Below are 1976 nucleotides of genomic sequence, written 5' to 3' on the forward strand. Positions count from 1 at the left end.
GAGAGAGGACGAGGGAGGCGCGAGAGTCCTCGAGCATGAAGGCGAGGCGCTCGGCGGGGTAGCTGGTGTCGAGGGGGACGTAGGCGCCGCCCGCGGAGAGGATGGCCAGGAGGCTGACGATGAGGTCAGGCGAACGCTCCAGGTAGACGCCGACGGTGACCTCGGGGCCGACGCCCAGATGGTGCAGGTGGTGGGCGAGGCGGCAGACGCGCTCGGAGAGGGCGCGGTAGGTGAGGGAGGAGTCGGAGGTGAGGAGCGCGGGCGCATCCGGAGTGCGAGCGGCCTGGGCGTGGAAGAGCGAGGCGATGGAGTCGGACGGGTAGGCGGAGGTGTTGGTGTTGAAGGCCACCAGCACCTGCCAGCGCTCGCTCTCCGACAGCACCGGCAGCGCGTGGATGTTCGCGTCCGGTGCCGCAACGACGCCAGCCAGCAGGGTGGTGAACTGCTCGGCGAGCCGAGCGATCGTGGACGCGGCGAACAGGCCCGTGCGGTATTCGAACCAGCCCTTCAGCCCACCGGAGGTCTCTTCGAGGCTGAGTGTGAGATCGAACTTGGCGGTGGTGCTCTGGGTGGGCAGCGCCTCCAGGTGCAGCCCGGGGAGGGCCGGCGTTGCCATGGGGGCGTTCTGGAGGACGAAGATGACCTGGACGAGGGGCGTGTGACTGAGGTCGCGCGAGAGGTGGAGCGCGTCGACAAGGTGCTCGAAGGGCAGCTCCTGGTGCGCGTAGGCCTCCAGGCAGGTGGCCTGCACCCGGCGCAGCAGCGAGCGGAAGGTGGGACGGGACGCGAGGTTCGCGCGAATGGGAAGCGTATTGATGAAGCAGCCGATGAGCGCCTCGGTTTGACCGAGGGTCCTGTTGGCGATGGGAGTGCCGACGACGAAGTCATCCTTGGCGCAGTAGCGCTGGAGGAGGACCTGGAAGGCGGCCATCAGCGTCATGAAGAGGGTGATGCCCTCCTCCCGGCTGAGTGCCTTCAGGGACGCCGTGAGCTCGGCGGGGAGCTGGAGCGCGTGCAGGGCCCCTTGGGGTGACGGCACCGCGGGACGCGGGAAGTCCGTGGGCAGATCGAGGACGGTGGGAACTTCCGCGAGCTGGCGGGTCCAATAGTCCAGCAGCGGCTGACGGGCTGGACCCTGGAGCCACTCGCGCTGCGACAGCGCGTAGTCGGCGTACTGGATGGGCAGTGCAGGCAGCGCATCCGGCTGGCCGCGCAGCGCGGAGGCATAGAGTGCAGCGACCTCCTGGACAAGCACGCCCAGGGACCAGCCGTCGGCCACGATGTGGTGCAGTGACAGCATCCACAGGTGCGAGTCGTCCGCGAGCCGCAGCAGGCAGGAGCGCAGCAGGGGCCCCGTGTGCAAATCGAAGGGCTGCACGGCGAAGGCGTGCGTGTGCTGAGCCACCGCGGCGGACTGCGCCTCGGCCGGAAGTGAGCGCAGGTCGGTCAGCGGCAGCGGGACGTCCTGTGCGGGCGCGATGACCTGCACGGGCTTGCCATCTACCAGGCCGAACGTGGTGCGCAGGCTCTCATGGCGCTGGACGAGGGCACGCAGGCTGCGCGCCAGGGCGGCCACATCCAGCGTCCCCGTCAATCGCATCGCCAGCGGGATCACATAGAGGGCACTGTCTGGAATGAGCTGGTCGATGAACCAGAGCCGCTCCTGGGCGAAGGAGAGGGGAAGAGGGCCGTCGGGACGAGGCTTGAAGGTGGGCTGGAGGGACTCTGATGCGGGAGCGTGCGCCTGGAGATGGCGCGCCAGCCCCGAGATGCTCGGTGCCTGGAAGAGGACGTGCAGCGGCACCGAGACGGCGAACTGATCGCGAAGTCTTGAGACGACCTGGGTGGCCAGCAGCGAGTTGCCGCCGAGGTCGAAGAAGTTGTCGTGGACGCCGACCTTGTCGAGGCGAAGGACGGACTGCCACGCGGAGGCAAGCTGCTGCTCCAGGGCGCTCTGGGGCGCGACGAAGCCGGTG

1 protein-coding gene is annotated in these 1976 nt (G+C 68.8%); it reads right to left on the reverse strand.

All coding sequences use genetic code 11. The features are described from left to right. The coding region (locus tag D7V93_RS42360) for a condensation domain-containing protein (RefSeq protein ID WP_147451657.1) at positions 1 to 1976 on the reverse strand (1976 nt) is incomplete at both ends.

The organism is Corallococcus llansteffanensis, from assembly GCF_003612055.1.
Classification (GTDB): Bacteria; Myxococcota; Myxococcia; order Myxococcales; family Myxococcaceae; genus Corallococcus; species Corallococcus llansteffanensis.